General features: G+C 71.3%; 22 protein-coding genes. 15 read left to right on the forward strand and 7 right to left on the reverse strand.

Features of this window, described 5'->3' with window-relative positions; genetic code table 11:
* Nucleotides 1-33 precede the first annotated feature (33 nt).
* The 3 genes from GA0070214_RS11870 (at nucleotide 34) to GA0070214_RS11880 (ending at nucleotide 3,734) form a co-directional block, all read left to right on the forward strand.
* On the forward strand, nucleotides 34-2,241 hold the full coding sequence (locus GA0070214_RS11870) for a sulfatase family protein (protein WP_091262005.1): 2,208 nt from the start codon (nucleotides 34-36) through the stop codon (nucleotides 2,239-2,241).
* Between the two features lie 384 nt (nucleotides 2,242-2,625).
* On the forward strand, nucleotides 2,626-3,204 hold the full coding sequence (locus tag GA0070214_RS11875) for a DUF4240 domain-containing protein (RefSeq protein WP_167364257.1): 579 nt from the start codon (nucleotides 2,626-2,628) through the stop codon (nucleotides 3,202-3,204).
* Entirely contained in the window at nucleotides 3,201-3,734 is a 534-nt protein-coding gene (locus tag GA0070214_RS11880) for a hypothetical protein (protein WP_091262007.1), read from the forward strand. The genes GA0070214_RS11875 and GA0070214_RS11880 overlap by 4 nt, the downstream gene beginning before the upstream one ends.
* A gap of 82 nt (nucleotides 3,735-3,816) precedes the next feature.
* On the opposite strand, the gene GA0070214_RS11885 is transcribed toward GA0070214_RS11880, so the two are convergent.
* On the reverse strand, nucleotides 3,817-4,350 hold the full coding sequence (locus tag GA0070214_RS11885) for a hypothetical protein (protein WP_091262008.1): 534 nt from the start codon (nucleotides 4,348-4,350) through the stop codon (nucleotides 3,817-3,819).
* Between the two features lie 265 nt (nucleotides 4,351-4,615).
* Between GA0070214_RS11885 and GA0070214_RS11890 the strand changes: the two genes are divergently transcribed.
* Both GA0070214_RS11890 and GA0070214_RS11895 read left to right on the forward strand, forming a co-directional pair.
* Nucleotides 4,616-4,960, forward strand: coding sequence for a hypothetical protein (locus tag GA0070214_RS11890; protein ID WP_091262009.1), 345 nt, complete (start codon nucleotides 4,616-4,618; stop codon nucleotides 4,958-4,960).
* Nucleotides 4,961-5,159: 199 nt separating this feature from the next.
* On the forward strand, nucleotides 5,160-5,564 hold the full coding sequence (locus GA0070214_RS11895; protein WP_091262010.1) for an MmcQ/YjbR family DNA-binding protein: 405 nt from the start codon (nucleotides 5,160-5,162) through the stop codon (nucleotides 5,562-5,564).
* Here the strand turns inward: GA0070214_RS11895 and GA0070214_RS31495 are convergent.
* The 3 genes from GA0070214_RS31495 to GA0070214_RS11905 all read right to left on the reverse strand — a co-directional run bounded on the left by GA0070214_RS31495 (nucleotide 5,561) and on the right by GA0070214_RS11905 (nucleotide 7,892).
* Nucleotides 5,561-6,355: a hypothetical protein gene (locus GA0070214_RS31495; RefSeq protein ID WP_139141845.1), complete on the reverse strand. Its 795-nt coding sequence runs from the start codon at nucleotides 6,353-6,355 to the stop codon at nucleotides 5,561-5,563. The genes GA0070214_RS11895 and GA0070214_RS31495 overlap by 4 nt on opposite strands.
* Complete coding sequence (locus GA0070214_RS11900) at nucleotides 6,352-6,945, reverse strand: hypothetical protein (RefSeq protein WP_139141846.1); 594 nt, start codon at nucleotides 6,943-6,945, stop codon at nucleotides 6,352-6,354. Before GA0070214_RS11900 ends, GA0070214_RS31495 begins: the two co-directional genes overlap by 4 nt.
* 224 nt (nucleotides 6,946-7,169) lie before the next feature.
* Nucleotides 7,170-7,892 carry an SDR family NAD(P)-dependent oxidoreductase gene (locus GA0070214_RS11905; protein WP_244167672.1) on the reverse strand — a complete coding sequence of 241 codons (723 nt, stop codon included), beginning with the start codon at nucleotides 7,890-7,892 and terminating at the stop codon, nucleotides 7,170-7,172.
* Between the two features lie 351 nt (nucleotides 7,893-8,243).
* On the opposite strand from GA0070214_RS11905, the gene GA0070214_RS11910 reads away from it, so the two are divergent.
* Nucleotides 8,244-9,182: a hypothetical protein gene (locus tag GA0070214_RS11910; protein ID WP_139141847.1), complete on the forward strand. Its 939-nt coding sequence runs from the start codon at nucleotides 8,244-8,246 to the stop codon at nucleotides 9,180-9,182.
* Between the two features lie 695 nt (nucleotides 9,183-9,877).
* Nucleotides 9,878-10,420: a hypothetical protein gene (locus tag GA0070214_RS11915; RefSeq protein WP_139141848.1), complete on the forward strand. Its 543-nt coding sequence runs from the start codon at nucleotides 9,878-9,880 to the stop codon at nucleotides 10,418-10,420.
* A gap of 87 nt (nucleotides 10,421-10,507) precedes the next feature.
* Here the strand turns inward: GA0070214_RS11915 and GA0070214_RS11920 are convergent, their stop codons facing one another.
* Nucleotides 10,508-12,664: an amylo-alpha-1,6-glucosidase gene (locus tag GA0070214_RS11920; protein ID WP_091262015.1), complete on the reverse strand. Its 2,157-nt coding sequence runs from the start codon at nucleotides 12,662-12,664 to the stop codon at nucleotides 10,508-10,510.
* Between the two features lie 157 nt (nucleotides 12,665-12,821).
* Between GA0070214_RS11920 and GA0070214_RS11925 the strand changes: the two genes are divergently transcribed.
* Nucleotides 12,822-13,901, forward strand: coding sequence for an endonuclease/exonuclease/phosphatase family protein (locus GA0070214_RS11925; protein ID WP_091262016.1), 1,080 nt, complete (start codon nucleotides 12,822-12,824; stop codon nucleotides 13,899-13,901).
* 42 nt (nucleotides 13,902-13,943) lie between these two features.
* Here the strand turns inward: GA0070214_RS11925 and GA0070214_RS11930 are convergent, their stop codons facing one another.
* On the reverse strand, nucleotides 13,944-14,699 hold the full coding sequence (locus tag GA0070214_RS11930) for a PIG-L deacetylase family protein (protein ID WP_244167673.1): 756 nt from the start codon (nucleotides 14,697-14,699) through the stop codon (nucleotides 13,944-13,946).
* An 84-nt stretch (nucleotides 14,700-14,783) separates the two neighbouring features.
* Between GA0070214_RS11930 and GA0070214_RS11935 the strand changes: the two genes are divergently transcribed.
* The 7 genes from GA0070214_RS11935 to GA0070214_RS11965 all read left to right on the forward strand — a co-directional run bounded on the left by GA0070214_RS11935 (nucleotide 14,784) and on the right by GA0070214_RS11965 (nucleotide 24,180).
* Nucleotides 14,784-15,698 (forward strand): alpha/beta hydrolase, encoded by a 915-nt coding sequence (locus GA0070214_RS11935; RefSeq protein WP_244167674.1) that lies wholly within the window; start codon nucleotides 14,784-14,786, stop codon nucleotides 15,696-15,698.
* The gene (locus GA0070214_RS11940; RefSeq protein WP_091262017.1) at nucleotides 15,695-16,318 is read left to right on the forward strand and encodes a dihydrofolate reductase family protein; all 624 of its coding nucleotides are present in this window, start codon (nucleotides 15,695-15,697) and stop codon (nucleotides 16,316-16,318) included. The genes GA0070214_RS11935 and GA0070214_RS11940 overlap by 4 nt, the downstream gene beginning before the upstream one ends.
* Before the next feature lie 167 nt (nucleotides 16,319-16,485).
* Nucleotides 16,486-18,069 carry a malate synthase A gene (gene aceB, locus GA0070214_RS11945; RefSeq protein WP_091262018.1) on the forward strand — a complete coding sequence of 528 codons (1,584 nt, stop codon included), beginning with the start codon at nucleotides 16,486-16,488 and terminating at the stop codon, nucleotides 18,067-18,069.
* A 30-nt stretch (nucleotides 18,070-18,099) separates the two neighbouring features.
* Nucleotides 18,100-19,572, forward strand: coding sequence for an FAD-linked oxidase C-terminal domain-containing protein (locus GA0070214_RS11950; RefSeq protein ID WP_091262156.1), 1,473 nt, complete (start codon nucleotides 18,100-18,102; stop codon nucleotides 19,570-19,572).
* Nucleotides 19,572-20,819, forward strand: coding sequence for an FAD-binding oxidoreductase (locus GA0070214_RS11955; RefSeq protein WP_091262019.1), 1,248 nt, complete (start codon nucleotides 19,572-19,574; stop codon nucleotides 20,817-20,819). The genes GA0070214_RS11950 and GA0070214_RS11955 overlap by 1 nt, the downstream gene beginning before the upstream one ends.
* The gene (locus GA0070214_RS11960; protein WP_091262020.1) at nucleotides 20,819-22,240 is read left to right on the forward strand and encodes a (Fe-S)-binding protein; all 1,422 of its coding nucleotides are present in this window, start codon (nucleotides 20,819-20,821) and stop codon (nucleotides 22,238-22,240) included. The genes GA0070214_RS11955 and GA0070214_RS11960 overlap by 1 nt, the downstream gene beginning before the upstream one ends.
* A 56-nt stretch (nucleotides 22,241-22,296) precedes the next feature.
* On the forward strand, nucleotides 22,297-24,180 hold the full coding sequence (locus GA0070214_RS11965; protein ID WP_091262021.1) for an L-lactate permease: 1,884 nt from the start codon (nucleotides 22,297-22,299) through the stop codon (nucleotides 24,178-24,180).
* Between the two features lie 88 nt (nucleotides 24,181-24,268).
* On the opposite strand, the gene coaD is transcribed toward GA0070214_RS11965, so the two are convergent.
* Nucleotides 24,269-24,673, reverse strand: coding sequence for a pantetheine-phosphate adenylyltransferase (gene coaD, locus GA0070214_RS11970; RefSeq protein ID WP_244167675.1), 405 nt, complete (start codon nucleotides 24,671-24,673; stop codon nucleotides 24,269-24,271).
* Nucleotides 24,674-24,678: the final 5 nt, after the last annotated feature.

A 24,678-nucleotide genomic window follows, 5' to 3' on the forward strand; every position in this document is an offset into this window, starting at 1 on the left:
TTCCCTTGTGTTCCTTCAAACGGAGGCCATTTCATGATCACTCGCCGTCAGCTCCTGGCCGGCGCCGCCGCCGGCGTCGGAGCCGCCGCGCTCCCGTCGGTCGCTACAGCCGATCCGACGACCGCCGGCCGGCCCCGGCCGAACATCGTGCTCGTGCTCGCCGACGACCTCGGATACGGCGAGCTCGGCGCCTACGGGCAGCGCACCATCGCAACGCCGCGACTGGACCGGCTCGCGGCCGAGGGGCTGCGCTTCACGGACGCCTACTCCGCCGCGGCCGTCTGCGCGCCCTCCCGCTCCGCACTGCTGACCGGCCTGCACGCCGGTCACGGGCCGGTGCGCAACAACCCCGCGGGCGACCCCGACGCGATCGCCTTCACCGACGGCGACACCACGTTCGCCGAGGTACTGCGCGCCCGAGGCTACCGGACGGGCCTGTTCGGCAAGTGGGGCTTCGGCCCCGAGCGTGGCGACCAGCCGAGCCACCCCAACGCCCGAGGGTTCGACGAGTTCCTCGGCTACATCACGCACGGGCACGCGCACGACTACTACCCGTCGTACCTCTGGCAGAACGGGGAACGCCTCGAGCTGCCGGAGAACGCGGGGTCCAACACGAACACCTTCGCCCCCGATCTCTTCCAGGACCGGGCACTCGACTTCATCCGGGCCCACCGCTCCGAGCCGTTCCTGCTCGTGGTCACCCCGAACCTTCCCCACGCCCCGAGCGACGTCCCCACCCAGGAACCGTACGCCGCCGAGGACTGGCCCTCGGCGGACCGGGGCCACGCGGCCCAGGTCACCCGGGTCGACACGTACGTCGGCGCGCTGGTCGACGAGCTCGCCGCGCATGGACTGCTCGAATCCACGGTGGTCCTGTTCACCAGCGACAACGGTCCGCACGAGGAGGGTGGCTTCGACCCGGACCGGTTCGACGCGAACGGCCCCCTCACCGGCTACAAGCGCAACCTGTACGAGGGCGGCATCCGCATCCCCTTGATCGCGTGGGCCCCGGGCCGGATCCAGCCCGGCGTGACCGACCGGATCACGCAGCAGACCGACCTGCTCCCCACCCTTGCCGACCTCGCCGGCGTCCCCGGCCCGCGCGACATCGACGGCCGGTCGTTCAGCTCACTGCTCCAGCCGCGGCCGACCGCAGCCGCCGCGCAGCCGTACCTCTACTTCTGGCGACTCGACAACGGCAACACGAAGCGGGCCCGCGCCGTCGACGACGGCCGGCTGCAGCGAGCGGCCGAGGCGGTACGCGAGGGCAACTGGAAGGCGATCCGGTGGGCGCCGGGGGAGGACCGGACCGTCCCGGACGACCAGTGGCAGGTCGAGCTCTACGACCTGGACCGTGACCTCGGCGAGACGACCGACCTGGCCGCCGCCCGGCCCGAGGTCGTGAACCGGCTGGTCGGCCTCCTGCGACAGTCCTGGGTCGACGAGGTCACGCGGGAAGGCTACGGCGTCGAGCTGGACACTCCGGACCTGCTGCTGCCGGGCGTCACCTACGAACTCACCGCGACGCTCGCCAACGGTTCGGCGGTGCCCTGGACCGGCGCCCGGCTGGTACTCGCGGCACCCGCTGGGTGGACGGTCGAGCCGGCGACCAGCCAGGGGCTCGGACGCCTCGCGCCCGGAACCCGGGTGAGCACCACCTGGCGGGTCCGGGTGCCCGAGGAGACCACGACGGAACAGTGGCGGCTGACCGTGTCGGGTTACGCCGTCGCCCGCGACGCGCCGCTCACCTTCCGCGCCGAGCGCCGCTTCACCCCGCCGCCGGCTCCGCCGACCAGTGACTCGTACCTCAGCGATCTGCCCTGGATCACCGCCGTCAACGGCTGGGGCCCGGTGGAGCTGGACACCAGCAACGGCAAGCAGGCCGCCGGGGACGGCACCCCGATCTCCTTCGCCGGCACCGTCCACGCCAAGGGCCTCGGCGTCCACTCCTACTCCGAAGTCAGCTACCACCTCGGTGCCCGGGTGGCCCGGTTCACCTCGCTCGTGGGCATCGACGACTTCAGCGCCCGGCAGAGTTCGCGGGGCAACACGATCGCCGAGGTCTGGGCCGACGACCGACTCGTCCACACAACCGGCGTGCTCCGGGCGGCCACCGGACCCGAACCCGTGGACGTCGACGTCCGAGGGGCCCGGCTGCTGCGCCTGATCGTGCGCGCCGCCGACTCCGGCAACGGCTTCAACCACACGTCGTGGGCGGGCGCCTTCGTACGGCTGGGCTGACGGGCCGCTCCTCGCCCGCAGCGGTGAGGGCCCGGACTTGCAGCCGCCTTCCGGGCCCTCACCACGCACGCCACGTCGGCCAGTCCGCCGTGAGCAGGCTGACCGCCTCACACTTGTCGATCGATGGCATCACGGCCACCTCCAGGTGCAGAGGACCACCCGGGCAGTCGATCGACAAGGTGCCTAACCGCGAGCCTGGATAGAGGTACGTGCTGCGGCCTGGCGATAGCAGTTGGCCGGCGCGATCCGCATTCGCCGCCGAGCGGGGCGCCTCGTTCCGTGACGTCGCCGGGCGGACGGACGCCCGATCGTTCCGATGACCGGATGCAGGGGATGAACCGGACGGCTGGGCAACGGGGGGTCGTGCCGGTCTACGCTCGCGCGGTGAGGGTGGACGAGTTCTGGGCGCTGGTCGAGGCATCCGCTTACCCCGGAGCGACGCGGAGTGAGCGCGAGGTCTTCCTGCATGCCCGGCTGCGGCATGCCGCCCGGTCGGACCTGTTGGACTTCGTTCAGCACCTGTCTGCGACCCGGGAACCGGCCAACACCTTCCGGTTGTGGCGCGCGGCCGACATTCTCATGGGCGGGCACTGCGGCACGGACTCCTTCCACTATTTACAGATGTGGCTCGTCGGGCTCGGCCGGGAGGCGTACAGCGCTGCGATCGCCGACCCTGACAGCCTCAGCACGGTGCCGGAGGTACGCCGACTGGCTTCTCTGGCGAAGCCGTGGCAGGACGACGATTACCCGGATTGGGAGTCGCTGGAGTACGTGGCGTGCAAGGTGGGTGAAGCTCGCTCCGACATTGCTGGCGATGTTCGGGACCTAGTGAGTGAGGAGCGCGGAGTCCTTCTGCGGTTCGACCCGAACCCGGATGATGTCGAGTGGCTCCATCTGGACTCCGCCGAGGTGGCCCGCCGGTACCCCCGCCTCTGGGCGCTGTTCAGCGAGGCGAACCGGTGAGCTTGCACTATGAGTGGACGCTAGGACTCCGCCTTCGACCCGATGCGCCCGAGTCGTTCCTGGCCGAGTTGCGCTTCCACCTCGGGCTGACCGACCAGCTTCCCGACGACCCGGTCCTGGAGTACGACTGGCCGTGTCTGGTCGCCGACTCCGACGACGCGCTGCCCGGCGGTGGTATCCGGTCGTTGGTCGTCCAGCAGCCGCACCTGGGCCGGCCGGGCTCGCTGGGGCTGTTCGTACGGACGTTTGTCCTCGACGATGGCATGTACGAGCTGATGCAGAGCGTGCCGATGTGGCTGGCACCATGGTCGCTCACGCAGGGCTGGATTGGCGAAGCCCGCGAAGAGCTCGACCTGCACCCGTGGCTCTACTTCTACGTCCAGAACGGCCACGCGTACGTCGCGGAACCAGGCAAGACGATCGAGCCGCTGAGCGACGGCGCGCCGCCCTTCACGCTGCGACAGACCACGGACATACCCGAACCCCCGGGCGGAGCCGGGCCGCGACTGCTGGCCACCCGACGGACCTGATTCAGGACCGCGGGAGAGTGCGACGGGGACATTCGCGGTAGGCCTAGAGTGCTGCGAAGGGCCACCCCATCTGAAGCGGTGGTCAGTTGGCCTGCTCGGCAGGGAAGTCGTCGGCGAAGGCGGCGTCGGCGGCTGCCGGCGGCATGCAGTCGTGGTCGTGGGCCGAAGTGCCGACCGCGTGGAGCACGGGATCCGGTCCGTCGCTGGTGATGAAGGTGAAGTCGACGCGTTGCTGCAGGGTGCGCAGGCCGCGCTGTCCCGCGATCGGCTCGAGCCGTTCCCACTGACAGTCTGCGTCGGCCAGGGCGTCGGCCACCTGAGCGAAGGTCAGTCGTGCGGGCAGGGCGATGACCTCGCCGGGCTGAGCTTGGTTCGGCAGTTCGACCGTCCCTCGCCAGGTCTGGACCGTCACTGAGGTGATGATCCGGCAGCGGCATGCGACGAACTCGACGTCACCGTAGGAGTACAGGTGCGGCCACCTGTGGCGTTTGTGGATCCGCCCGATGTCCCACGGCATGCCGTAGGCAGCGACGACCTCCCGGAGACGGACGCCAGGATGAAGGAGGCCGAGCCGGCCAGTGGAGCCGAACGCTGCCAGGACGTCGAGCGCCTCCATGTCCTCAACCTCCGCGCGGTAACCGTCTTTTCGGCTCAGCAGCCACCCGACCGACCGGTTTGCATCACCTCAAGTATCTGGTGGGACGCGAGTGCCAAGCATGTCCCGTGACGGGTTGACACGGACCGCATGCAGTGCCGAAATCCGCTCTATCAGATCAGGGCGGCCCGCAAGCGGGCGTGTCGGCATCGGCCGGGCGGGCCGGGATCGCCTGACCTGTATCCTGCGCTCCTCCCGGCAAGAGAGCTGACGGCGTGGAGGAAGCGTGGGATACGAGCTGCACATCAGCCGAGCCGAGGAGTACTACGACAGCGAAGAGCACCCCATCACCCTGGACGAGTGGCTTTCCTACGCGGAGATCAACCCCATGCTCAGGGTGCGTGGATGGCTCGGCCGGGACGAGGACCGCCAGCCCGTCTACGAGCACCCCTGCACCGACGGAAGCATTGTCTCGTTGACCTGGTTCGAAGGTGCCATCGAGATCAAGGGCCATTTCGACGGCGACGCCTACCGGGAGTTCGGAGCCGTCGCCGAGGACCTGCTGGCCAATCTTCAAGGCGACCACGGCGAGCGCTACACGGCGAGCGGTGTACTTCCCCCCACCCGATAGCCGTAGGGCTCCATCCCACACCCCGGCCTTCCCTCGGAGATCAGCGGAACCGGTGCGCCGAACCCTCCTCGCTCAGGCATTGCGAGGGCTACGCGAGGACACGGTCGCCGGTCGCCTCGCGGTCCATTCCTGTGGGGCGGGCGGCGGCGCGGCGGTTAGGCTGTGCTGATGCAGGAGGCGGTGTCCCGGAGCGACCTCGATGGCTGACGCGGACGATGTCCGTCACCTGGCGCTGGCGCTGCCTCACGTGGTCGAGATCGACAGCGACGGCTTCGACTTCCGGGTCGCCAACAAAGGGTTCGTCTGGTCCTACCCCGAGCGCAGACCCGGTACGGCACGCCGCATCCGGACCGACATTGCGGTGCTGTACGTGGGCGACGAAGCGGAGAAGCAGGCGTTACTCCTCGGCGAGCCCGAGGTCTTCTTCACCACGCCCGCATATGACGGGTTGCCCCTGGTTATGCTGCGCCTGGCGCAGGTAAGCGTCGATCGGCTGAAGGAGCTCGTGACCGACGCGTGGCGCATGCGTGCCCCGGACTCACTCGTCGGTGACCTCGATGAGGGCATCGACTCGTTGAACCCAGAGCTGCGCAGAGGCGATTAGTAGGTCGAGAGTGAGCCACCGTGACGCGAAGCATGCTGATGGTCTCGCCCCGACCGCTGGGCAAGCGGTGTGGGCATGGGTGGGAGTGCGGCCGGCGGCAATTTGAGCCGCTGGCGGGTTGCACGGATGCGTTCGATGACTCGCTGCTGCAGAGCAGGCGCATCGTCGGCGAGGCCAGCTAGTTGCCGTGCGTGCTCGGCAAGGTCAAGCGCCCAGTCCGGGTCTAGGTTGCCGACGGTGATGCCGTGGAATGCTTGGCGTGCGGTGTCGGGATCACCGGCCAGAGCTGCTGCACTCCCGGTGTGGCAGGCATGCCACCAGGGCGACTCAGCGTGCCCGGTCGCCCGGGAGGCCAGTTGGTGAGCGGTGGCTGCAGGGTCGGGAAAGTGGCTGCGCAGTTGCTCGACCCTTTGTGCGGCAAAACGGGCGAGCATGTCCATGTCGCGGGTGAATTGGTCGGCGTTGACGAAGTCAAGGAAGCTTCTCCAGCCGGCTTCGCCGCTCGGGGGCTTGGTGACGAAGGTGGCGTCGTTGCACCAGTAGATGCGGCTGCCATCGTCGAATGACCAGTGGTTACGTTCCTGCCACAGCCACATCGCACCGACGTTGAGGTAGGTGCCGTGCGAGCGGGAAGGCCGGAACTCAACGACGATCAGCCACCAGCCTCGGTCGTCGAACCAGACGCGTGATGCGCCTCGCCGCCGCAGTCCAAGCGGCTGCAGATGCTGGCGTGCCGCCGCCGCGACCAGCTGAGTCGTTGCGGATTGTCCGCCTCGGCTGCCGATCGTCATCTGCCGTGGCGGTTCGGGTTCGCGGGCCTCTGTATCGGGCGGTGGGATTCCTGAAGTTTGCGCATCACGTCGAGTGGCCCGACAGCCATGCTTGACCGATCGATCGGCCCAGGTGACGTGAGTCGGCCTGCCTCGTAGGCGGCCAGCCGGCGCAGAATCTCCGCGCGGTCGTAGCTGGGAAAGCGGACCAGCAGGAGGCGTAGCTCGAACTGCGACTCGCGCTGCTGGTCGAAGGTCGCCCGGTCCATCGGCCGGGCGGACACGTCCCATGAGTCGGGTGCTGCCCAGTGCGTCATCCGCAGGTAGAAGGCGTCGCGAGGGCCGGCTTGGGCCAGGGCTGTCAGGAACGCCAGCCCGTCGTCGATCGGGAAGTCGATGTAGGCCCACCCCACCTGCGCGGCTATGACCGGGGCCATGTGCGGCAGTTGCTTCGGCCAGTCGGCGTTACTCTCGCCCGCATTCTGGCAACAAGTCCACGTCGTCAGCCCCAGACGCCAGATGACCTCGATAATCGGCGCAAGCTCCTCGTCGATGTCGGCGCTGAGGTCGCCCACGGTGACCCGGCGAACGGGGTGCAGGTTCTCGCTCACCCGCGCGATCCTACTGATCATGAATGCCTGTGTGGGCCGGCCGTCACGACACCTCGCACCCCAACCTTCCTCGACCCGGTGCAGGCACTGCGCTGCCGGAGACGGCGCGCTGCGGAGCGTGACCGGGCGCGTGCCGCTGGCACAGCTGAGCTGGTGCGGTGCTCACCGTGAGCTGCTCGCAGGTCACCTGTCCGCGCAGGACACGGCGGCTGGGTCACGCGCGGCTACCAGGGAATCGGGCCCTGCGCGTTGAAGAAGCCACCGGTCGGCCCATCCGGGTCCAGCGTCGCGTACCGCACCACCACCGCGGCCGCCTCAGCTGCGGTCCGGGTCGCACCGGGCGACATCGCCGTCAACGTGTAACCCGGATCGACCGCATTGATCTTGATCGCCGTCGGACGGAGCTCGACGGCGAACTGGACGGTCAGCGCGTTGACGGCCGACTTCGATGACGGATAGGCGGCCGCGTTCCACTCGTCCGGCCACTCGGAGCTGGTCAGACTCAGTGACGCGGACCCGGACGAGAGATTGACGATGCGGCCGGCCGGTGCCGTCCGCAGCAGCGGAAGCATCACGGTCGTCACCGTGAAGACGCCGAACACATTGGTCTCGTACGTGCGCCGAAACGCGTCGATCGACAACCGGCTGGGCCGGGTGTCGTCAATCGCGATGGCCGCGTTGTTGATCAGCGCATCCAGCCGCCCGTATCGACCACGGATCCACGCAGCGGCGGTCCGAACCGTCGCCTCGTCGGTGACGTCGAGCTCGACACTGTGGGCAGGCACACCGTCGCCAGCCAGCCGGTCCACCGCCGCCCTGCCCGATGCGCGATCGCGCGAGGCGACGATCGGTACGTATCCCAGCCGCCCGAGCTGCCGCACGACCTCGAAGCCGATACCCCGGTTCGCCCCGGTCACCAAGGCGATCGGGCTCTGGTCACCACGCACCCGGCCAGCGTAGCCAACACGTTTGGCGGCCATTTGCCCGCTCGAGCTGGGACCCGTTCGCCTCAAGCGCTGAGGAGGTCACATCTGTCGCTGCCTTCGCGGCCCTCGGCGAGTCCGATCCGGCGCCCGTCGGTTCCCAGGGTCGAGGACTGGAACATCGCTTGCCTGGGCACTCAGTCACGACCGCCGAGGCCGCCGCCCGGGGTCAGGACCGGCGTCCTCGACCAGCAGGTGTCCTACCACTGACAGCGTGGCCGAACGTATCGTGACGACTCAGAGATTCGGCTTGATCCCGTCCGCACGCCAATCGGTGCACTCGGCGGTCGGCCGCCAGCTCCTATGCTCTCCGCCGTGCCCCTCCTCAAGATCTCTTCACTTCTCGGACTGCCGAGCTACGACCTCGTCGACCACTACCCCGATCTCGCGCCGCTTCGGCGCGCGCTGCACGCCGAGGACTGGCCGGCCGTCGTCGCCTTCTTCGACCAGCTGCCGGAGCACGACGACCCGACAGTCGCCACCGCGATGGTCGCCGAGACGAAGGGCGTGGAGACGTTCCTGCGGAAGGCAGGGGGAGGACCGGCCGAATCCACCCTGGCCGGTACGTTGCTCGGCGCCCGGTTGGTGTGGCTGGCGTGGCAGGCCCGGGGGGCGGCGCGCGCCCGGTACACCAGCAACCGCCAGTTCGCGTCCTTCCACGAGATCCTCCGTGAGGCCGAGCGGGTGCTCGGCGAGGTGACAGCGGAGGAGCCGGGCAACATCGCCGCGTGGACGGCGCGGCTGCGCACCGCCCGAGGCCTCGGGTTGGGGCAGGCGGAGGCGAACCGGCGGTACGAGCGCGCCGCTAAGGCACGGCCCGATCCGTTCTACGCCCAGCTGACCCACGTCCAGCAGCTGTGCCCGAAGTGGGGCGGTTCGCTGGACCAGCTGCTCGGCTTCGCGCGGCGCTGCGCCGAGACCTCGCCGCCCGGATCCCTCAACGCGGCGGCCGTGGCCGAGGCCCACCTGGAGTTCGCGTACGAGTCGGGCATCGCCCACCTGCGTTCGCCGGCTGTGCTCGACGAGATCCGAGACGCCGTGGCCAGGTCGGTCGGGCACCCGGATTACCGGCCCGTGCACGGTTGGGTCCAGGCCGAGTGCAGCTTCTCGTACGTCCTCTGGCTCGCTGGCGACCTGTCCGGCGCCGCCGCCCGGCTGGCGGCGCTCGGCAACCGCATCACCATCTACCCCTGGGGCAGCCCCCGGGAGCTCAGGATCGTCCGGCGGAAGCTTCGTGGGGCCGGTGCGCGATGATCCGGCGTGAGGTCGACGGCGTACCCGCGCTGTTGGTCAAGGCGGGTGGGCCGGTACGCGCGGGTCTGGTGTTCCGGGAATGGGTTAGCTGCGCCGTGTCGGCCGCAGTTGCTGGACTGGATCAGCGGCAAGCCGTGGTGGTGGGGCGCCATGCCGGGGCACGTCGGCGTGGTCGGCGTTCTGCGCGGCGATCGGGGCGCGCTCGGCGCTGTACTGGGCCTGGTGGCGGCGCAACCGTAGAGCGGTGGATCTGTCCCACGGATGGGGTAACAACTCCCCGTGGAGCACGGCTTTTCGTCGCGACTACATCGCCGACGGCCAGCCGTACTACAACGTCGACGCCGATCCGTCGGGACAGCCGGACCGGGACCTGAACGAGCCGGACCGGATCGACCTGCTCAGGTACCGGTTCAGCGTCCGAACCGATCTCGGCGCCGATCAATGGCCGTTCGACGACACGTTTCTGGAGCGGGCACCCTGGAGGCGTCCGAGGTGCGCATCGAAGACGGCTGTGCGCACCGCTGGCCTGCTCGTCGCCGTGCGCGCCACCCGGCTGGCTCCGCACGGTGCGCCATCATGCCCCGGGTGCCCGGGAGTCGGGGACACGTCGCGCCGTGAGCGGACAGGCCTGGCCAGGGCCTGGTCTCACGCTGATGGGCCAATGAACTCGCTCAGATAAGGGAGAGACTGCAAGGGTGACCAGCGGATGGATGCGGAGGCAGATCAACGAGTTCTTGGCGTTGAAGGATCAGGTCGTCCGGTCCTGGAGTGGCGTGGAGATGGCGGTGCGTGGCGGCGACGGGCCGGCCCCCGAGTTCGCCGGCCAGGACGTGCCCTGCCGGCATTTGTCGGCTCTGCACGCACGGACCGACACTGGCGACACGGTCACCATCGCCACCTATCAGGACGATTGCCTGTTCGGACTGAGGATCGAGCTGAGCGCCGGGCCTGGCGGCGATGACGATAGCCATGGTTATCGGCGCCGAGCCCTGCCAGAGCTGCCCACGGGCCTGATCCGAGCGGTGTCGATTGACCTGGACGGTGATGTTCTCGCCGAAGTCGGGCTGGAGGTCGACGGCCGCCATCTGCTGTTGGTGGCTGGCGAAGCGGATGAGGACTTCGAAGGCCGGCTCGTATGGCGTCGCCTGGACGAGTCCGTGCTCGCGTTCACGGACCCGAACACGGTCGAACAGTTGCAGTGGGCATCCCCTCGTCGGCGGCTACAACGAATCACCTGAGGGTCGCGGGCGGGGCTTCGTCCCCTGCCACGGCCTGCCTAACGCGGTTGCCGCCGACGCGCCCGACGATCGTGCGGACGGGATGACTCAATCGGCGGCGAGCCGGACGTAACCGTCCGTGCCGACGGCCTCGACGTCCCAACGGTGGCCGAAGGCGGCAATGCCGCGGATCTTGATCCGGCCGACCTCTGGCGGCACTACCGGGTCGGCCACCAGTTGGCCGTCGACCGGGTGGAGTCCGAGCATGGCCCGGGTCAGATTCAGCGGTGCGCCGGACGCCCAGGCCTGTGGGCTGCACGCGGTCGGGTAGGGGATGGCGAAGAGGGTCCGCTCCCGCTCGAAGCCGGCTATCGCCTCGGGCAGCCGGTCGCCGAACTGGGCGGCGGTGTCGAGCAGGGCGAGGGCCACCTGGTTGGCCTCGTCGCGGAAGCCGTAGCGGGACAGGCCCAGCACGCTGATGGAGGTGTCGTGCGGCCAGACGGTGCCGAGGTGGTAGCCGAGCGCGTTGTACGGTGCGTCACCCCTGGACAGGGTTCGGATCCCCCAACCGCTGAACATGTCCTCGGAGAGCAGTTGCCGGGCGAGCGCGGGGGCGCGTTCCTGCGGGACGATGCCGCTCCACAGCAGGTGCCCCAGGTTGGACGTCATCGAGTCGATCTTGTTCTTGTCGCCATCGAGACCCACGGCGTAGTAGCCGCCCCGTTCGGCAATCCAGAAGTCCCGGTTGAACGACTCGCGCAACCGGTGCGCGTCGGTGCGCAGCCGGTCGGCGAGCGCCGGGTCGGCCAAAGGCCCGTCGGCGAGTTCGGCCAAGCGAAGTTTGGCGTCGTACGTGTAGCCCTGAATCTCGCAGGTGGCGATCGGCAGCACCGGTAGTCGGCCGTCGGCGAAGCGCACCCCGTCCCAGGAGTCCCGCCAGCACTGGTTGCCCAGCCCCTCCGGCGAGCGGGTGGCGTATTCCACGTAGCCGTCGCCGTCCCGGTCGCCGTACCGGTCGATCCAGTTCAACGCCGCCAACGCGTTGCCCCGCAGCGACCGGACCAGGTTGTCGTCGCGGGTCCAGCGCCAGTACTCCGACAGCAGGATCAGCCAGAGTTGGGTGGCGTCGGCGGTGCCGTAGTAGGGGTCGTACGGCATGAGTCCCTGCTGGGTCAGCTCGCCGAAGCGCACCTCGTGCAGGATCTTGCCGGGCTCCTCGTCGGTGAAGTCCTCGCACTGCCGGCCCTGATGACGAGCGAGCGCGAGGAGTGTGCCCTTCGCCAGCCGTGGCCCGAACGTGAGCGCCTGGTACGCGGTGATCAGGGTGTCCCGTCCGAAGAGGGTGAGGAACCACGGCATGCCGGCGGCCGGCAGGCTGATCCGCTCCTGCCCGAGCGTCATCTCCATCCGCAGCGCGGACATGTCCGAGCGGGTCTGCGCGACGGCCCGCTCCAGCACCTGGTGGTCGCTGCTCAGCTCGGCCGCGCCGGCCAGCCACCGGGCCGCCGGATCCTCCACGCGATGATGGAAGATGTCGGCGATGTCGCCCCGGACCGCCTCGGTGACCCCGAACCCGGGCGAGACCGGCACGTTGAGCTCGACCCGCCAGAACTCGCGTGGAGCGAGGTCGATCGTCCAGACGAGGTGGTCGCCCTCCAGTCGCTCCGGTGCGGGGGTCGACCGGATCGAGGTCTGCGCGGTGAACCCGTCCTGCTCGTAGTGGAAGAGCAACAGGGAGCCGTCGGGCGCGTGGCCGCGGTGGATCCGCTCCGAGCGGTCGCGGATGGTGGTCTTCATCTCGAGGATGTCGGCGAAGTCGTTGCCCACCTCCAGGCGCAACTCGAACCGGACCCGTTCCGGCGCGAAGGAGACAAGCTCGATCCGCTCGTGCAACCCCTCACCCAGGTAACGCAGCCGCCGAACGGCGAGACTGTTCGCCGGCAGATCGGGCAGTGCGGGATTGGTCAGGAAGAACTGCGCCGAGTAGTGGTCCACCACGCTTGAGCGCAGCTCGAGCAGGCGTAGGCCGTCGATGGTGAGCACCCACTGGTTGAGCAGGCGGGTGTCCCGGTGGACCAGCCCGCCGATGGTGCCGGCCGGCACGTCTCCGACCGGATCCGAGTACATGAAGGTGGCACCGCTGACCAGGGAGATCGGGTTCGGGCCCAGCTCCGGTGGGAGGGCCCGCGCCTGCGAGCCGGGGCGGGTCGGGTCCTGCGGCTTGTCCGGCGTCGGATTGGCCGGGGTCGGTCGCAGCTGTGCCATAAGCCGAGGCTAGAGCGCCGGCGAGCAGGCGCCCTCGCCCGATCCGGGTGAAAACCGCCGTCAAATACCGACATCACACATTCAAGGGGTGCGACTCGGTATGCCAACCCCATCGAGCGAGAATGCTGCAGTGACCGGCGGTGAGCGAGGACAGGCGATGACACAGGTGGACACGGGGGAGACCGGGCAGGGCGCCGCCGGCCGCCGGGACACCGGCACCGGGACCTGGCTCCCGCGCATCCGCCGGGCGATACGCGCCGCCTCCCGCCCGGGCCCCTGGAAGCGCGGCCGGGTGCTCGCGGCGCTGGCGCTGCTGCCCGGGCTGCTCATGCTGCTGCACGCGCAGATCCCGAACCGGATCGGGAACCTCGGCAGCCTGGTGGAGACGTTCCTGCCGTGGTTCGGTCTGTTCATCCCCGTACTGCTGATCGGGGCGCTGTGGCGCCGCTCCGCCTCCGCGGTGGCCGCGCTGCTGCTGCCGGCCATCGTGTGGCTGAACCTCTTCGGCGGGCTGCTCGGCGACAAGTCCCACCCGGGCGGCGACCTCACCGTGGCCGAGCACAACGTCGGCGCCGGCAATCCCGACCCGGCCGGCACCGCCCGCGACCTGGCCACCTCCGGGGCCGACGTGCTGGCCCTGGTGGAGCTGACCCCGCAGGACCTGGGTACGTACGAGAACGAGCTGGCGAAGGCGTACCCCTACCACACGGTGCAGGGCACGGTCGGGCTGTGGAGCAAGCTGCCGCTGTCGGACAGCCAGCCGGTCGACACCAAGATGGACTACGGGCCGCTGGCGGCCACCAAGCCGGCCGACGTCAAGATGTCCTACAACCGGGGACTGCGCACCACGGTGGCCACGGACCGGGGCCCGCTGGCGGTGTACGTGGCCCACCTGGGGTCGGCGCGGGTGAACCCCAGGGCGGGCTTCTGGACGGCCCATCGGGACAGGAACGCACAGGCGCTGGGCGAGGCCATCGCCGCCGAGCAGAACGAGCGGGTGGTGCTGCTCGGCGACCTGAACGGCACCATGGACGACCGCGCGTTCGCCAGCATCACCTCGCAGCTGCGCCCCGTCCAGGACGCGGCAGGAAACGGCTTCGGCTTCACCTGGCCGGCGCAGTTCCCGGTGGTGCGGATCGACCAGATCCTGGTCAGAGGCGTGCAGCCGAGGAGCTCGTGGCTGCTGCCGGCCACCGGCAGCGATCATCTGCCGGTGGCCGCCGGAATCAGTTGGTGAACACCACGTAGAGGCCGGCGCTCCGCCTGCTGCCGGCAGGGCTCAGAGCCATGGTGGTGGGCCCTCGAAGGCGAGGGTGTGAACGTCGAACAGGACCGCCTCCTCCACGCCCAGCAACGGCCCGCCCAGGCGGGCCGCCCAGGTCAGGAACGGCCCGGGTTCAGGTCCCGCCACACCCAGGCCCTGGGTGTATTCCGCGTGCGCCGCCAGCGAGGCGATGCCGCGCCGCAACGGTTCACCGGTGACATCCACACCGTGCGTGGGGCGTTCGGCGCCGCCGAAGCAGACGTAGCGCACACCGCCCCAGGGCGGCAGCCCCTCGTCCACCAGTTCCGGGAAGATCCACCGGTTGCCCGCGTCGCGGGCGGCGTCCAGCGTCGCCAGCCCCACTGCCCGGTGGTCGGCCTGGTTGGTCATACCACCTACCATGCGGACGGTGAACGCGCCCGAGACGATCACGTCGGGCCGGTGGCGGCGGATCGCCCGCACGATGTCGCGGCGCAGGTCCGGACCGTACTCGACGACGCCGTCGCGGTGGTCGAGGAACTCCACGACGTGTACGCCGACCTCGCGGGCCCCGGCGCGCTCCTCCTGCTCGCGCAGCGGCCCGGCCTGGTCCGGATGCATCGCGTCGATGCCCGCCTCGCCCCGGGTGGCCAGCAGGTAGGTGACCTGCTTGCCCTGAGCGGTCCAGCGGGCGATCGCCGAGGCCGCACCGTACTCGAGGTCGTCGGGGTGTGCGGCCACCGCGAGACAGCGGTCCCAGTCCTCCGGCAGTGCCGGCAGAAGCTCGTCCACGGTCCAGACGGTAGCGGCGTCTTCGTCCGTCCGGCACCGCCGTGTCGGCAACACTGACATCCACCGGCCGGCGATACTGACGGGGTGGACCCCAGCCGGCTCCACCCGCAGGCGCGGGCGGCGATGCGAGTCCAGCAACGTGTCCCGCTCACCCGGGCCAACCTGCCGGCGGCACGGCTCAGCATGGTCCAGGCGACTCCCGCCGAGGTGGGCGACGGACCGGCGATCCGGTCCGTGACGACCGTCGACGCCGGCGGCGTGCCCGCCCGCCTCTACCGCGACGGAGCTGACGACGCGCTGCCGGTGGTCCTCTACGCGCACGGCGGAGGCTGGGTGATGGGCAGCGTGGACACCCACGACGGGTTCTGCCGGCACCTGGCGGCCGCGTCCGGCTGGGCCGTTCTCTCCGTGGACCACCGGCTCGCCCCCGAGCACCCGTACCCGGCCCCGGTGGACGACCTGGTCCGTGCGCTCACCTGGCTGCGCGGGCCGGAAGCGCCGCGGCACGGCCTCGACCCGCGCCGGACAGCCGTGGCCGGTGACTCCTCGGGAGGGCACCTGGCGGCGGTGACCGCCCGGCGTGCCCGCGACGCCGGGATCCGGCTCGCGGGACAGCTCCTCGTCTGCCCGGTCATCGACCCCGCGGCGGACTACCCGGCGCTGGACGAGTACGGCCTGGACCGGGAGGAGATGCGGTTCTTCTGGGACGCGTTCGCCCCGCCCGGCGTGGACCGGACGCAGCCGGATCTGGACCCCCTGCGGGCCGACCTCGCCGGCCTGCCGCCCGCCGTGGTGATCACCGCCGAGCTCGACCTGTTGTCCGCCGAGGGGGAACGGTACGCCGGCGCGCTGCTCGCGGCGGGCGTCCCCGTCACCGCGGTCCGGTACCAGGGGCTCATCCACAACTTCCCGCGGAAGCTGGCCCTGTTCGACGCCGCCCACGTCGCCCTGGCCCAGCTGGCCGCTGCGCTGCACCGCTGGTCAGAGGAGGAAGCATGAGCGCCACCGGACGGCACGGCCCCGTGAAGGCCGGCATCACCGTGTCCCTGGACGGCTACATCACCGGCCCCGACGATCACGCGGGCCAGGGGCTCGGCATCGGCGGCGAGCGGCTGCACTACTGGGTGATGGGCGGCCCGTGGACCTACGAGACGGAACGCGAGCCCGGCGCCGGCATGACCGACGCCGACCGGGCGTACTTCGACGCGCTGCTCGACGGGACGAGCGCCGGCCTGTGCGGCCGGGGCATGTACGACAGCGCCGGCGCCTGGGGCGGCCGGAACCCGTTTGGCGGCACCATGGTCGTGCTCACCCACCGCACCGCGGACCAGCCCGACCCGAGCACCGGTTTCCTCATGGTCGACGGGTTCGAGGAGGCGCTGGCGGCCGCCCGGCGGGCGGCCGGCGACGGCGGAGTCGCCATCGGCGGGGGAGCCGACATCATCCGGCAGGCGCTCACGGCGGGGGTGGTCGACGAGCTCGGCATCACCACCGCCCCGGTCGTCCTCGGCCGGGGCAAGCGGCTCTTCGAGGGCTTCGACCGCGATGTCGACCTCACGATCCTCTCGGTCCACCACTCGCCGTACGCGGTCCATGTGCGGTACGCCGTCGTGCGGTGAGCCCGACCTGACCGTTCGCCGTTCGTCAGGCACCGCTCGTCGCAGTGGACCGACCGTTCCCGGCCACTGTGCCGTCGCTCAACTCGCGGGCATGACCAGCGAGAACTACAGTCGGCTGGAGCACCACCGGATAGATCGCCACACATATCACGGTGAGGAGCGAGTCGATGGCCAACCCTGCCGGCATCGAGGTCACCGGGCCGATGCACCCCCGGTACGACGAGATCCTCACCCCCGAGGCGCTGGGCTTCCTCGCCGACCTGCACCGCGCCTTCGACGCCCGCCGCCGGGAGCTGCTCGACCGGCGCACGCGGCGCGAGGCCGAGCTCGCCGCCGGCGCGCTGTTCGACTTCCTCCCCGAGACCCGGGAGATCCGCGAGTCCGACTGGCGGGTCGCCGACCCCGCGCCGGGCCTGGTCGACCGCCGGGTGGAGATCACCGGCCCGACCGACGCCAAGATGACCATCAACGCGCTCAACTCCGGGGCGAAGGTGTGGCTGGCCGACCACGAGGACGCCAACACCCCGCTCTGGGAGAACGTCATCGCGGGCCAGCTCAACCTGCGCGACGCGATCGACCGCAAGCTCGACTTCACCTCGCCGGACGGCAAGCAGTACGCCCTGCACGACGGTGAGCTGGCCACCATCGTGGTCCGGCCGCGCGGCTGGCACCTCACGGAGAAGCACATCCTCGTCGACGGGGAGCGCACCTCCGGCAGCCTCGTCGACTTCGGCCTCTACTTCTTCCACTGCGCCCGCCGGCAGCTCGACCGCGGCGCCGGCCCCTACTTCTACCTGCCCAAGATGGAGAGCCACCTCGAGGCGCGACTGTGGAACGACGCCTTCCTGCTCGCCCAGGAGCGCCTCGGCATCCCGCGTGGCACCATCCGGGCCACCGTGCTGATCGAGACGTTCCCGGCCGCGTTCGAGATGGACGAGATCCTCTACGAGCTGCGCGAGCACTCCGCCGGGCTGAACGCCGGCCGGTGGGACTACATGTTCAGCGTGATCAAGAAGTTCCGCACCCGGGGCGCCGACTTCCTGCTGCCCGACCGGAACTCGGTGACCATGACGGTGCCGTTCATGCGCGCGTACACCGAACTGCTGGCGCGGACCTGCCACCGGCGCGGGGCGCACGCCATCGGCGGGATGGCCGCGTTCATCCCCAGCCGCCGCGACCCCCAGGTCAACGAGACGGCGCTGGCGAAGGTCCGCGACGACAAGACGCGAGAGGCGGGCGACGGGTTCGACGGCTCCTGGGTCGCCCACCCCGACCTGGTGCCGATCTGCCGGGAGGTCTTCGACCAGGTCCTCGGTGACCGGCCGAACCAGCTCGACCGCACCCGCGACGAGGTACGGGTGACCGCCGCCGAACTGCTCGACGTCCGGTCCACCCCCGGGCAGCACACCGAGGGCGGGCTGCGCAACGCCGTCAGCGTCGGCGTGCAGTACCTGGCCACCTGGCTGCGTGGCTCCGGCGCCGTGGCCATCTACAACCTCATGGAGGACGCCGCCACCGCGGAGATCTCCCGCAGCCAGGTGTGGCAGTGGCTGCACAACGACGTCACCCTCGACGACACCGGCGAGCGGGTCACCCGGGAGCTGATCGAACGGATCGCCGACGAGGAGATCGGGAAACTGCCCGGCGCGCCCGGTGACTACGCCGAGGCCCGGGCGCTGTTCATGGAGGTCGCCGTCGCCGACGACTTCGCCGACTTCCTGACCGTGCCCGCGTACGAACGGATGCCCTGACCGACGACCGACGCGACGGTGGAGGTGGCGATGAGCACGACCACGACGGACCTCGACGCTCTCGCCGCCACCCTGCGAGCCGCCATCGGCGCCGACCGCGTGATCAGCGACCGGCAGCAACTGCGCACCTACGAGTGCGACGGGCTGGCCCAGTACAAGGTGATCCCCGCGCTGGTGGCGCTCCCGGCGGACGCGGAACAGTGCGCCGCCGTCGTGCGGGCCTGCGTCGCCGCGGGTACGCCGTTCGTGGCCCGCGGCTCCGGCACCGGGCTCTCCGGCGGCGCCCTGCCCCACGCCGACGGCGTCCTCGTGGTCACCTCGCAGATGCGGGACATCCTGGAGGTCGCACCGGACGACGAGCGGGCGGTGGTGCAGCCCGGCGTCATCAACCTGGCCATCACCCGGGCCACCAGCCCGTACGGCTACTACTACGCGCCGGACCCGTCCAGCCAGCAGATCTGCTCCATCGGGGGCAACGTCGCGGAGAACTCGGGCGGCGCCCACTGCCTGAAGTACGGCTTCACCACCAACCACGTCCTCGGCGTCGAGCTGGTCACCCCGGACGGCGACCGGGTACGCCTCGGCGGACGCGCCCCCGACGCCCCCGGCTACGACCTGCTCGGCGCGTTCGTCGGCTCCGAGGGCACCCTCGGCATCGCCACCGAGGTGACCGTCCGGCTGACCCGGCTGCCCGAGTCGGTGCGCACCCTGCTCGCCGCGTTCGAGACGACCGACCAGGCCGGAGCGGCGACCTCGGCGATCATCGCGGCCGGGGTGGTGCCGGCGGCGGTCGAGATGATGGACGCCCTGGCCATCGAGGCGGCCGAGGCGGCGGTGCACTGTGGCTACCCGCCCGGCGCCGGCGCGGTGCTGATCGTCGAGCTGGACGGGCCTGAACCGGAGGTCGCCGCCCAGTTCGCGCAGGTCGAGAGCCTGTGCCGGGAGAACCGGGCGTTCGAGATCCGGATCGCCGCCGACGACGCCGAGCGGGCGCTGTTCTGGAAGGGGCGCAAGTCCGCGTTCGCCGCCGTCGGGCGGATCAGCCCGGACTACATCGTCCAGGACGGGGTGATCCCGCGGACCGCCCTGCCGGAGGTGCTGCGCCGCATCGGCGAGCTCTCCGCCGAGCGCGGCATCCGGGTGGCCAACGTCTTCCACGCCGGCGACGGCAACCTGCACCCGCTGGTCCTCTTCGACGCGGCCGTCGACGGCGAGACCGTCCGCGCCGAGGAGGTCTCCGGCGCCATCCTCGACCTCTGCATCACCCACGGCGGCTCGATCACCGGGGAGCACGGCGTGGGCATGGACAAGGCGAAGTACATGCCCCGCATGTTCACCGACGACGACCTGGACACCATGCAGCTGCTGCGCTGCGCGTTCGACCCCGACGGGCTGGCCAACCCCGGCAAGGTCTTCCCGACCCCCCGCCTCTGCGGCGAGGTGCCGGGCCGACGCAAGGGGGTCCACCCGGCGCAGGAGGCCGGCCTGGCGGAGGTCTTCTGATGCCCGCCGACCCGACCCTCGACCAGCTCCGCGCCGCCGCCGACGTCGTCCGCACCGCCGGCCAGCACGACACCATGGCCGGGGCGCCGGCCCGCTACGTCGCCGCGCCCCGCGACACCGGCCAGGCCGCCCACCTGCTGCGCGCGGCAGCCGCGCTCGACCTGGCCGTCACGTTCCGCGGCGGCGGCACCAAACAGGACTGGGGGAGTCCACCCCGCCGACTCGACCTGATCCTCGACACCACCGCCCTGACCGGGGTCGTCGAGCACGCCGCCGGCGACCTGATCACCGTGGTCCGCGCCGGCACCCGCCTCGACGAGCTGCCGGCCACCCTGGCCGGCGCCGGGCAGCAACTCGCCCTCGACGCACCGCTGCCCGGCGGCACCGTCGGCGGCGCCGTCGCCACCAACACCAGCGGCCCGCGCCGCATGCTCTACGGCACCGTCCGCGACCTGCTCATCGGCGTCACCCTGGTGCGCGCCGACGGGGTGGTGGCGCACGCCGGCGGCAAGGTGGTCAAGAACGTCGCCGGCTACGACCTCGGCAAGCTGGTCACCGGCGCGTACGGCACGCTGGGGCTCATCACCGAGTGCGCGTTCCGGCTGCACCCGCTGCCCGCCACCGCCGCATACGTCTCCCGCACCGTGGACGACCCGGCCGAGGCCGGCCGACTGGCCGGCACGGTACGGGCGGCCCAGCTCGTACCCACCGCACTGGAGGTGGACGCCCCGGCCGGCGAGCGAGCGACGATCACCGTGCTGCTGGAGGGCACCCCGGCCGGGGTGACCGCCCGGGCCGCCGCGGCCCGCCGGCTGCTCGGCGCCGACGCCACCGACGCCGACCAGCCGCCCGAAGGCTGGGCACGCTACCCGTGGCGGGACGGGGACGTCGGCCTGAAGCTGACCGCCCCGCTCTCCGGCGTACCCCGGCTGCTGGGCGACGCCCGCGCGGCGGCCGACCGGCACGACCTGCCGCTGGCGCTGCGCGGTTCGGCCGGCGTCGGTGTCCTCCACGCCGGCCTGCCCGGCGCATCCGACCCGCAGCGGGTCGCCGGCCTCGTGGACGCGCTCCGCGCGACGACCGCCGCCCTCGGCGGGCACACGGTGGTGCTCACCGCACCCGCGCCCGTGCGGGACCGGATCGACCTGTGGGGACCGGTCCCCGGCCTGGAGCTGATGCGCCGGGTCAAGCGGCGCTTCGATCCGGACGCCCGGCTGGCGCCCGGCCGATTCGTGGGAGGGATCTGATGAGCATCCCCCAGCAGCCCGGCCCGACCCCGGTCACCTCACCCGGCGGGAGCCAGCCGGCCAGCGGACCCCGGGACGTGCTCGGCGCGGCCGCCCAGCCGCCCGGCGTCGGCGCCTTCGACGAGCACCACCCGCCGTCCGCCGAGCTCGTCGGGGACTGCGTCCACTGCGGCTTCTGCCTGCCCACCTGCCCGACCTACGTGCTGTGGGGCGAGGAGATGGACTCGCCGCGCGGGCGGATCTACCTGATGAAGCAGGGCTTGGAGGGCGAGCCGCTCACCGACTCCATGGTCACCCACTTCGACCGCTGCCTCGGCTGCATGTCCTGCGTGACCGCCTGCCCCTCCGGCGTCCAGTACGACCACCTCATCGAGGCCACCCGCCAGCAGGTCGAACGCCGGCACCGCCGCGGCCCCCGGGACCGGGCGCTGCGGGCGGCGATCTTCGCGCTCTTCCCGTACCGGAGGCGGCTGCGGCTGCTGCGCGGGCCGCTGCGGGCGTACCAGGCCACCGGCCTGCCCCGGCTGGTCCGCCGCAGCGGCCTGCTGCGCCGGCTGGCACCCACCCTGACGACGGTCGAGTCGCTGGCCCCCCGGCTGGGCCGGGCCGCCCGCCCGCCGCAGCGGGTGCCCGCCGTCGGCACCCGGCGGGCCGTGGTCGGCATGCTCACCGGCTGCGTGCAGGGCGCCTTCTTTCCCGAGGTGAACGCCGCCACCGCCCGGGTGCTCGCCGCCGAGGGCTGCGAGGTGGTGATCCTGCCCGACCGGCAGGGCTGCTGCGGGGCGCTCAGCACGCACAACGGACGGGAGGAGGAGGCGCGCCGCTTCGCCCGCCGGATGGTCGACACGTTCGCCGCCGCCGGCATCGACTACTTCGTGGTCAACGCGGCCGGCTGCGGCTCCACCCTGAAGGAGTACGGCGAGCTGCTCCGCGACGACCCCCGGTACGCGGCGCCCGCCGCCGACTTCGCCGGCAGGGTCCGCGATCTCTCCGAGGTGCTGGTCGAGCTCGGCCCGGTCGCCACCCGGCGCCCGCTACCGGTGACGGTCGCCTACCACGACGCCTGCCACCTGGCCCACGCCCAGGGCGTCCGCGCGCAGCCCCGCCGGCTGCTGCGTGACATCCCCGGTCTGGAACTGCGGGAGATCGCCGATCCGGAGATCTGCTGCGGCTCGGCGGGCATCTGGAACATCCTCCACCCCGGGCCGGCCGCCGAACTCGGCGACCGCAAGGCCCGCACCGTACTGGCCACCGGGGCGGGGCTGCTCGTCACCGCCAACCCCGGCTGCCTCATGCAGGTCGCCGCCTCGGTGACCCGCGCCGGCGGCGACATCGCGCTGGCACACACCGCCCAGGTCCTCGACGCCTCGATCCGCGGACGAGGGGCCGAGGAGTTGCTGCACCGCCGAACCCCGTCCTGACGGCGGGATCCACCGTCACCGCTGACCCCCGTCCCCCCACAGCGTCGAGGTGACCCATGTTCGACCAGTTCACAGTCGTCACCGACCCCGTCGGTGACTCCGTCGCGCTCTCGGCCATCTTCGCGGTCCTACCCCTGCTCACCCTCTTCGTCCTGCTCGGCGTCATGAAGGTCAAGGCCTGGCTGGCCGGGGTGATCTCCCTCGTGGTCGCCCTGATCGTGGCCGTCGCCGTCTACGCCATGCCGGTCGGGCAGGCCGTGCTCTCGGCCACCGAGGGCGCCGCCTTCGGCTTCTTCCCGATCCTCTGGATCGTCATCAACGCGATCTGGGTCTACAACCTCACCGTCGAGAGCGGCCATTTCGACGTGCTGCGCCGTTCCTTCGAACGGGTCAGCCCGGACATGCGCATCCAGGCGATCATCATCGCGTTCTGCTTCGGTGCGCTGCTGGAGGCCCTCGCGGGCTTCGGCACGCCGGTGGCGATCACCGTGGTGATGCTGATGGCGCTCGGGTTCCGCCCGATCCACGCCGCCTCGGTGTCGCTGCTGGCCAACACCGCGCCGGTGGCCTTCGGCGCGCTCGCCACCCCGATCGTCACGCTGGCCAGCGTCAGCAGCGGCGCCAACCCCGACCCCCGGCTCACCGTCGACACCCTCGGCGCGATGGTCGGCCGGCAGACCCCGATCCTCGCGGTGGTCGTACCGCTGATGCTGGTGGCCCTTGTCGACGGGCGGCGCGGCATCCGCCAGACCTGGCCCGCCGCGCTGGTCGCCGGGGTCAGCTTCGGCCTGGCGCAGTTCGTCGCGGCCAACTACATCTCGGTGCCGCTGACCGACATCGTCGCCGCCCTGGTCTCGGCCGCCGCCGTGGTGCTGCTGGTCCGCGTCTGGCGCCCGGTCACCCCCGCCGACCTCGGCCGCGAACCGGAGACCGCCGCCGTGCCGGCCGCCCGCGGGGCGGTCGACGCGGAACTGGCCGGCGCCGGCACGGTCCGCGCCGCCACGGGCACCCGCTCCGACACGACCAGCACCGCCGCACCCGGACTGGGCGGGTCCGGCAGGGAGACCCCGCCGGGTGATCCGCGCATCGACGAGACCGCTCCCGTCGGCCGGCACCGCGGCGACGACGACCCGGAGCCGCGGCCCACCGACCAGGTACGCGCCGCCACGGCCGGCGGCCGGCGGATCGCGGACACCCCGGCCGAGGTCGCCCGGGCGTACGCGCCCTACCTGATCATCATCGCGATCTTCTCCGTCGCCAACCTCGGTGCGGTGAAGACGGCCCTGGCGAAGGAACCCTGGACCGTGAAGTTCGCCTGGCCGGGGCTGGACATCCTGGGCGGCAACGGCAAGCCGCTGTCCTCGGTGACGTTCACCTTCAACTGGCTGCCCGCGGCGGGCACCCTGATGATCCTCGCCGGCATCCTGACGGCGCTGGTGCTGCGGGTCTCGGCGGGCCGGGCGCTGCGCGCGTACGGCCGCACCTACGTCGAGCTGCGCTACGCGATCGTCACGGTGATGGCGGTGCTCGCCCTGGCGTACGTGATGAACCAGTCCGGCCAGACCAACACCCTCGGCGCGTTCCTCGCCGCGGCCGGCGGGGCGTTCGTCTTCCTGTCGGCGATCCTCGGCTGGATCGGCGTCGCCGTGACCGGCTCGGACACCTCCGCCAACGCGCTGTTCGGCGCGTTGCAGGTGCAGACCGCGGCCCGGGCCGGGCTGGACCCGCTGCTGCTGGCCGCGGCCAACTCGTCCGGCGGGGTGCTGGGCAAGATGATCAGCCCGCAGAACCTGGCGATCGCCGCCGCCGCGGTCGGGATGGCCGGCCGGGAGGGGGAGATCTTCCGGAAGGTGTTCGGCTGGAGCCTCGTGCTGCTGCTGTTCATGTGCGTGCTGGTCGCGCTCCAGGGCTCCCCGGTCCTGAGCTGGATGGTGCCCTGACCGCAGGTCCGGCCGCCCGGGCGCCACGGATCACGTGGCGCCCGGGCTCGTTCGGCTCCGGCTCGCCCTACGGCTGCCGCGACGGCGGTCACCTGCCCAGCAGGCGCACCGCTGTCGACGACACCGCGGCCAGCTCGGGCTGCGCGGGCAGGAAGACCGTGGGCACACCCAGCGACTGGTTCATCGCGGCGAGCCGGTACTCGGCCTGAAGGTCGGTGGTGTTGCGCACGCCGCGGACGATCACCCCTACTTCGTGGCGACGGCAGTAGGCGGAGGTCAACCCGCTCCAGGCCACAACGGTGACGGAGGTCCACTCGACCGGCAGGATGGCCCGGACAGCGGCCGCTCGCTCCTCCTCGTCGGCTCCCGGTTGCTTCATGCTGTTGACCGCGACGAGCACGACCACCTCGTCGAAGAGGGCGCGTGCCCGGTCCACCACATTCCGATGGCCGGGGGTGAAGGGATCGAAGCTGCCGGGGTAGACGGCCCGCACGCGTA

It is taken from the genome of Micromonospora chaiyaphumensis, assembly GCF_900091435.1.
In the GTDB taxonomy this organism is placed as follows: domain Bacteria; phylum Actinomycetota; class Actinomycetes; order Mycobacteriales; family Micromonosporaceae; genus Micromonospora; species Micromonospora chaiyaphumensis.

What these genes read in the sequence shown, in the direction of transcription:
- GA0070214_RS11870 (WP_091262005.1), top strand. Translation starts at nt 34, where the DNA reads ATGATCACTCGCCGTCAGCTCCTGGCCGGCGCCGCCGCCGGCGTCGGA.
- GA0070214_RS11885 (WP_091262008.1), bottom strand. Translation starts at nt 4,350, where the DNA reads ATGGAGGCGCTCGACGTCCTGGCAGCGTTCGGCTCCACTGGCCGGCTC.
- GA0070214_RS11895 (WP_091262010.1), top strand. Translation starts at nt 5,160, where the DNA reads ATGGCTGACGCGGACGATGTCCGTCACCTGGCGCTGGCGCTGCCTCAC.
- GA0070214_RS31495 (WP_139141845.1), bottom strand. Translation starts at nt 6,355, where the DNA reads ATGACGATCGGCAGCCGAGGCGGACAATCCGCAACGACTCAGCTGGTC.
- GA0070214_RS11920 (WP_091262015.1), bottom strand. Translation starts at nt 12,664, where the DNA reads ATGGCACAGCTGCGACCGACCCCGGCCAATCCGACGCCGGACAAGCCG.
- GA0070214_RS11925 (WP_091262016.1), top strand. Translation starts at nt 12,822, where the DNA reads ATGACACAGGTGGACACGGGGGAGACCGGGCAGGGCGCCGCCGGCCGC.
- GA0070214_RS11940 (WP_091262017.1), top strand. Translation starts at nt 15,695, where the DNA reads ATGAGCGCCACCGGACGGCACGGCCCCGTGAAGGCCGGCATCACCGTG.
- aceB (WP_091262018.1), top strand. Translation starts at nt 16,486, where the DNA reads ATGGCCAACCCTGCCGGCATCGAGGTCACCGGGCCGATGCACCCCCGG.
- GA0070214_RS11950 (WP_091262156.1), top strand. Translation starts at nt 18,100, where the DNA reads ATGAGCACGACCACGACGGACCTCGACGCTCTCGCCGCCACCCTGCGA.
- GA0070214_RS11955 (WP_091262019.1), top strand. Translation starts at nt 19,572, where the DNA reads ATGCCCGCCGACCCGACCCTCGACCAGCTCCGCGCCGCCGCCGACGTC.
- GA0070214_RS11960 (WP_091262020.1), top strand. Translation starts at nt 20,819, where the DNA reads ATGAGCATCCCCCAGCAGCCCGGCCCGACCCCGGTCACCTCACCCGGC.
- GA0070214_RS11965 (WP_091262021.1), top strand. Translation starts at nt 22,297, where the DNA reads ATGTTCGACCAGTTCACAGTCGTCACCGACCCCGTCGGTGACTCCGTC.